Source organism: Agaribacillus sp. DX54 (assembly GCF_056858335.1).
Genome location: NZ_JBXEQE010000005.1, coordinates 300,793 through 307,332, shown reverse-complemented (window position 1 = coordinate 307,332; position 6,540 = coordinate 300,793). Strand labels below are relative to the sequence as shown.

General features: G+C 42.8%; 6 protein-coding genes. 3 read left to right on the top strand and 3 right to left on the bottom strand.

The genetic code is table 11. The annotated features are described in order from the left end of the window. On the top strand, window positions 1-730 hold a 730-nt coding region (locus AC04NP_RS08795; RefSeq protein WP_482859219.1), incomplete at its 5' end, for a T9SS type A sorting domain-containing protein. Between the two features lie 189 nt (window positions 731-919). After that, window positions 920-1,657: a M15 family metallopeptidase gene (locus AC04NP_RS08790; RefSeq protein WP_482859218.1), complete on the top strand. Its 738-nt coding sequence runs from the start codon at window positions 920-922 to the stop codon at window positions 1,655-1,657. On the opposite strand, the gene AC04NP_RS08785 is transcribed toward AC04NP_RS08790, so the two are convergent. Together AC04NP_RS08785 and AC04NP_RS08780 are read right to left on the bottom strand one after the other, a co-directional pair. After that, a complete protein-coding gene (locus AC04NP_RS08785) occupies window positions 1,628-2,950 on the bottom strand; it encodes a glycosyltransferase family 87 protein (protein WP_482859217.1) in 1,323 nt (440 codons plus the stop codon). The genes AC04NP_RS08790 and AC04NP_RS08785 overlap by 30 nt on opposite strands. A 215-nt stretch (window positions 2,951-3,165) precedes the next feature. Then, window positions 3,166-4,512, bottom strand: coding sequence for an Nramp family divalent metal transporter (locus AC04NP_RS08780; RefSeq protein WP_482859215.1), 1,347 nt, complete (start codon window positions 4,510-4,512; stop codon window positions 3,166-3,168). A 94-nt stretch (window positions 4,513-4,606) separates the two neighbouring features. On the opposite strand from AC04NP_RS08780, the gene AC04NP_RS08775 reads away from it, so the two are divergent. Then, window positions 4,607-4,750, top strand: coding sequence for a hypothetical protein (locus AC04NP_RS08775; RefSeq protein ID WP_482859214.1), 144 nt, complete (start codon window positions 4,607-4,609; stop codon window positions 4,748-4,750). A 118-nt stretch (window positions 4,751-4,868) separates the two neighbouring features. Here the strand turns inward: AC04NP_RS08775 and AC04NP_RS08770 are convergent, their stop codons facing one another. Continuing rightward, window positions 4,869-6,377 carry a DUF4301 family protein gene (locus AC04NP_RS08770; protein WP_482859213.1) on the bottom strand — a complete coding sequence of 503 codons (1,509 nt, stop codon included), beginning with the start codon at window positions 6,375-6,377 and terminating at the stop codon, window positions 4,869-4,871. Between the last annotated feature and the right edge of the window lie 163 nt (window positions 6,378-6,540).

Below are 6,540 nucleotides of genomic sequence, written 5' to 3'. Positions count from 1 at the left end.
CAAAGGGGAAAAAGGACTGGCGTTAACCATAAATTTCACGGTTGTCAATAAAAATCCGGATGAGCAACCGGTTGACAATGACCCATCAAAAGTGGTGAGCTTTACACTGATTGATGCGGACAAAAACAAGCCAATTGTTGCCTTTGATCCGATTCCTGAAGGAGTAACTATCAATCTTAAGGAACTGCCTACTAAAAATTTGAATATCCGGGCCAACATTGGGCCTGACAAGGCAGGCAGTGTCAGATTCGCGTACAATGGTCAGCAAAACTTCAAAACCGAAAACCTGGTACCTTACGCGTTGAATAGTGATAAAAATGGGAATTATCATGCATGGACGCCTGAGTTAGGAAGCCATACTGTTACGGCCACACCATTTTCCAAAAGTAATGGACAAGGAGAAGCAGGAAAGCCGCTGACTTTAAACTTTACGGTGGATTCATATATACCGAACAGTGCTTCTCGTACCAGTTTAACTTCTCAAAAGAAATACATGGTTTATCCAAACCCTAACGTAGGGGTATTTGATATAGAACCGACAGATAAAAGCGTAAAAGTACTTTCTGTGGCAATCTACGATTCTTTTGGTAACCAGGTATACAATAAAGATTACAATAAATATTTTAATGTGGAGCGCTTTTCACTTGGACTGGTAAAAAGTGGCTTGTACAAGCTCATCATTAAGACTGAAAAATCGGTAGATTATGTAAGCATGATTGTTGAATTTTGATAATAACTCTTATAAATACGTTAATCTGGAAACACCCCGGCTCCGGGGTGTTTTTTTTTGCCTCCTTCAAGGAGGGAGTCAAGAAACGTCGAACCAAACAATATTCGCCATTCACCGGCCGGATCAAACTTATTAGAAGACAGCTCCATGAAGGGATGGTATATATTTTTGAAAATCAATTTTATTAAAATGAAATACTATATAACACTAATTTTCTTTATACCAGTCATCATTTCTTCCTGTCAGGAATCAGGAAAGACATCACATAAAAATGTGACTGCCAAAACCGATAGTATCAACGCCGGAACAAAATCCGGGATAGCTGCCGACCAAACCGAAAATAAGCCAGGTTTACCTCTGAAAAACTCAGATTTACACGATTCAAGCTTTGTCTTTATCAAAAACTGGTCGGACGATTTTGTTTATGATATGAAGTATGCTACGGAGGACAATTTTATGAAGAAAAAAGTCTACGACTGCGACCAATGTATGATTCGCAAAAAAGTGGCCCTGGCTTTGATCAATGCCAATCGTGACTTCATGAAAAAGGGATATCGAATAAAGTTTTTTGATTGCTACCGGCCCCTGGACGTCCAAAAGGTTTTGTGGGAAGTTTATCCGGTTGAAGGTTACGTGGCCAACCCATATACTTCAGGTTCTATCCATAATCGCGGCGGTGCGGTGGACATCACGCTGGTGGACCGAGAAAACAGGGAGCTTAATATGGGTACCGGATTTGATCACTTTGGAGAGGAAGCGCATCATGCCTATACAAATCTGCCTCAGGCAGTCCTTAACAACAGAAGATTATTAAAAGATGTTATGGAACAACATGGTTTCAAATCCATCAAAACCGAATGGTGGCATTACAACTTTGGCGAAGCCCGATCATTTGCGTTATCCAATTTCCCTACTGAGTGTGACTGAATGGGTACGTATTAAGGCGATAACCATGATTAAAGAGCCAAAAAAAGGCAGTGATACGGTCATGATTAAAGGATGAATCATGGCCACCAAAAACGCTGACCAGGCCAGTGCCACCAGCATTTTCCGTCCCGGATGGTCCAGTGGTTCCCTGGTTTTAATAAAGATATACGCTACCAAAAAGGGTAATATCATCACAATATAGTGGTTAATCCAGGAAATAGGCGAAAGGTACAGGGTAGCGATAGCTACCAGGGATAATTCAAAAGGGATTCTGGGATCTTTCCTGCCTTTCATGGGAGCCCTGCAAACCAGCGCCAAGCCAACAAAAATGGCTATTTTTAGAATCCGCATAATCCAGTCTGCCGTCTCATAGGAGAGGCTCAGGATATTGACATAAAAATTTTCAAAGCCACCGTTGGCCGGTGTATTTGTAAAAAAACGATAGATAACCGCGCTTAAAGACTGGTTGGTGTGTCTAAATCCCGGTATACCTTCAGCCATTGTTCCTTCTGTTACAAAAGATAGAAATATCCCGAGCCATGATTCCAGCACAGGTATAAAGCGGGAAGGAGTAAGTGCCAATGGCAGTATGATTCCCCAACATATCAATATACCCCCTACAGCCCAGAAGACTGTCCTCCAGGACTTTTTGTAAAAAAAATACGCTATAAAAAGTCCAGGGGTAATTTTAATCGCAGTGGCAGCCCCAAGTAACAAACCCGCCTGCATATCGCGGTTCCTTGAAAACTGGTCCAGGCCGAGTAATACAAGCGAAAAAATAAAAATATTTACCTGAGAAGTTTCAAGGTTGGTAATAGTTACCACAGCCATTAACGCCAGTGGTACCGCCCATAATGCTGTCTGGTGTGGCATAGAAGATATACCCGAAAACCGCATCACCATATTCGCCCCTGCCCTGGTAGCCAAAACCATCATAACCAGCGAAAACAAAAACCAAATTGCGGCACCTAATGGTAAAGGAAGGGGAACCAATGGGGCATATACCATGGCAAAGAAGGGAGGGTACTTTCCGATGGATGTAACGTTCAGGTCATAAACTTCATATACATCGATCTGGTTAAAAAGTAAGTCCCGGCTGAACTCCGTAAAATCATCATATTGACTGCCATGACCCCGGGTAGCACGTATGACCATATTGGCCCAAAGCCCCAATAAAGTTAAAACAAGCAGAATAGTGAGGATCCGCTTTAGTTTTCTGGTTTTTTCATCTGTTTTCTCAAAATATGCACCTGCATTTACGATAAAGTTGAGTGTATTGGTTAGTATTTGCATTCCAGGGATTGATAATTGTGTTTTTTCATTCAAATCAAAATGACATGCAAATAAAATACATTCTGTTTACTTAACAAACCGTAAATGCTCCATCAGTAAAACCTAATCCCAAAAATATGTTCTAAGCTCCGAAAAATAAACCGGCATCTTAGAGAAAATGTCGTGTTTGCTCCCTGGTGATAGCAAGGGAAGGCAATCCATAGCGGTTTTTGGTTTCAGAACAACCTGAATAAGCCATAGGCCCCTACAAAGGCAATTGACAGAATACTGAGCCATAATGCAATATCGTAAATCTTCCCGGGAATAAAAGCCGGGTCAGCGCGATAATAGCGAATGTAGATAACGGAAAATACCACCAGAAAAAGGATGAGGGCACCGACAATGCCTCCTGATAAAACCATGATAACAGGAAGGCGAATAAAAACAAAAGATAAAGCCCATACAAGTGGTACAACCCATGCTAAAATCATTACCCACTTCCTGCGCTGATTCATGTCGCCAAAGTCGATCCAGCCAATTCTTCCAAAAATATCAGTGAACAAACGCGTCCAGGAGGCCAGTGAGGCAAAGAGTGTAGAGAACAATACCATGAAAGCCCCGATCAGGAAAATTGTTTTCGCCCAGGCACCCAGTGACTCAGTATACATAGCTGAAAGGGTTTCTACCATCTCATAGCCTTGGGGAATGGTGCCGCGGGCATTAAGCACGGCCGCTCCCAGGAGATAAAAGACACCAGTTACTACAGTGTATAGCACCATGGCCGAGACAGCATCCATATACATCGTATTTATCCAACCTCTGGCCCTCGACTTCCATGCCTCTTTGTCTTCTCGTGGTCCTGTATAGCGCGCATAACCCTTTTCGAGACACCAATAATTGTAGTAGATAATCTCCTCGCCAGACACCCCCGTAATGCCGAAGGCAGCGATGGCCACTGCCACTGCCTCCTTGGGTAACTGGAACTGAAGGCCACTCCAGACTTCCTGCCAGGTAAAATCAAAAGGTGTGTATTTCAGAAAATACAAGGATGAAAAGGTAAAAAGTGTAAAAACTGCGATTAAAATAAGTGATCCTTTTTCCACAAACTGGTAGTATCCCCGGAAGATCAGTAGCGCCACAAAGATCGCGATAACAAAAGACCATATGGCGACACTTACATCCGGAAATCCAATGTTCATAATAATCGCCACCCCTCCTACAATCCCTCCAACCTGCAGGAACTTCAAGGTCATCATAACCAGCATAGACCAAACCGTCCAATTTGCCTTGCCCCAAACCGGTCCGGGCAACTTATTTAAAATGGCCATGGAGGTTTCTCCTGTAAGTATTGTGTGTTTGGCAAATTCTAACTGAACTGCTACTTTAACCAAGCAACTGGCAATAATTACCCAAAAAGTAATAAATCCGGCTCTTGCTCCGAGTGTGGTTGTAGCAATGAGTTCACCTGAGCCTACTATCGTTGCGGAAAGTATGAAACCTGGCCCGAGATGTTTTAGCTTGGAAAAAAAGGTAACCGGTGGCTCCTGTATGGATTCACCGGATAGGTGATAGGGGTCTTGCATGAGTAAAAATTAAGTATATAATATTTTCAGATTCTTCCCGAACAAATTACCAAAACCAACAATATATACTTTTTTTTCCGGAGGAGAAAATGGCATGGCGTCATACCTCAAAAAAAACAGCTTTGACAGGAGACTGGAAGCGCTAATCTCCGAAACCAGTCACCGGATCATCTCCGGTTACAGACCGGTGGTTTATTTATTTCTTAATGAATCGGCAGGGTTGGCCAGGGCTGCCTGAACCGTTTTCAGATTTATAGTAAAGGCCGCAATCAATATTCCTGCCAGTGCCGCCAATGCCAACGCTTTCCGGGAAATTACAATCAAAGCCCATTACCGAACAATTTGCGCGTCTTGTTTTATTGATGTTGCGGTCTCAACAAATCATTGACGGTTTTCACAGGGTTGAAGGTTAAAATAGGTACTTCCACAAACACCGTATTCCAATCGGCCATTGAGCCGTTCCATAAGCCGGGTAATTCCTGGGCTTTGAGCTTTTTCCCATCTTTTGATTTTTCAGTAATAAAGCCGGTAGCCGGATCCCGGTGTTTTATCAGGTCAAATTTGTTACCTTCAAAATCCACATTGCTGCAGACCAAATCGACCGGGTTAAAATGGGTGGCTTTTTTTACAATTTCAGCCTGTTCCGGATCGCTCATATCAATTTGCGAGGTTTCTGCTATTTGCAGGGACATGGAGCCGTCATGATTTTTTACCCAAAAAGGCCCTCCTCCCGGTTCACCTTCATTTTTGACCATCCCGCAAATCCTGGTAGGCCGGTTCAGCTTTGCAATGAGAAAAGTTACCTTTTCTCCGGGGTTATAACCTGTGAAGGTTTCCGGCAGTCTGAAGTTTAAGTCATTTTCCAAAAACTCCTGTGCTTTGACGATTATCTCCTGATCGTTGCCGGCCGTTTTAAGCGCTTTGATATGATCCGTGATTTTTTTCCTCAGGCTCAAAAGCAATCCTGCCAAAGCCTTTTTAAAACGGTAGGTGGTTGCTTTAATCCTATCCGGAACAACGTTATCAACATTTTTTATAAATATTATCTCTGCCGCAAGGTCGTTGAGATTAGACAAAAGGGCACCATGCCCTCCGGGCCTGAATAAGATACTGCCGTCAGATTCGCGAAAAGGGTCGTTGTTCATGTCGACAGCAATGGTATTGGTTGCACTCTTTTGTTCGGAAAATGAGATGTCAAATTTAACCTCGGGCCATTGCTTTGTCACCTTTTCTATGGTGGATTTGAATAATGACAAATGCCCGGGTGATACGGTGAAATGAATAGCCACATTATTGCCGCTTTTCCCATATTCCATTCCCTCTACCAAGTGTTCCTCAGCCGCCACACGGGACGTACCATTATATTTATGGAATTTGATCAAACCTTTTGGCAGGCTCCCATAATTCAGGCCCTTGTCAGTCAAAACATATCGCAATACGGTTTGGTATTGCTTTTCACCAAGCAATTCATCCAGTGATTTCCCATCCCTTTCAAGCACAGCCTCCAGATCCCCGACAAAAGCAAAATCGTAGAGTCCCTCAAAAAATTTAGTTACCACAGGAAAATCCTGTAATCGGGGGGCGCTGCTATTAAGGAAGGAAAAAAGATCCTTAAACATCCTGGAGGCCGCTCCGGAGGCAGGCACAAATTTAATAATCCTTACACCAGTCCGGGCGCTGTCATAACGGGCAATTAACTGATCGATTTCATCATCTTCCAACCGTATCACACCATCGCCAACAGTAGCCGCCTTTTGAATGGACAAAAAAGGGAAACCGGTTTTAAAAGATTCAATTTGTTTATTTACCTCAGACGCATTGATATTTAATTGTTTTAGTTGTTGAAGATCTCGGGTGGTTAGCATTGCGATAAACAGTTTGATTTTTTATTCAGGAGGGCGAATATACATTAATTTGCAAACAAATGATTGCCGGAAAGGATAAATAAAAGGGGGTTCGGAAAAAAATCCACCATTAATGATTCCGACCCCCCATAAAGGGCAAAAGCTACATTTGCCCTCATTCAAC

Excerpts from the sequence above, each read along its gene's own strand:
- AC04NP_RS08790 (WP_482859218.1), top strand. The coding sequence starts at position 920 with ATGAAATACTATATAACACTAATTTTCTTTATACCAGTCATCATTTCT.
- AC04NP_RS08785 (WP_482859217.1), bottom strand. The coding sequence starts at position 2,950 with ATGCAAATACTAACCAATACACTCAACTTTATCGTAAATGCAGGTGCA.
- AC04NP_RS08780 (WP_482859215.1), bottom strand. The coding sequence starts at position 4,512 with ATGCAAGACCCCTATCACCTATCCGGTGAATCCATACAGGAGCCACCG.
- AC04NP_RS08770 (WP_482859213.1), bottom strand. The coding sequence starts at position 6,377 with ATGCTAACCACCCGAGATCTTCAACAACTAAAACAATTAAATATCAAT.
- AC04NP_RS08775 (WP_482859214.1), top strand. The coding sequence starts at position 4,607 with ATGGCGTCATACCTCAAAAAAAACAGCTTTGACAGGAGACTGGAAGCG.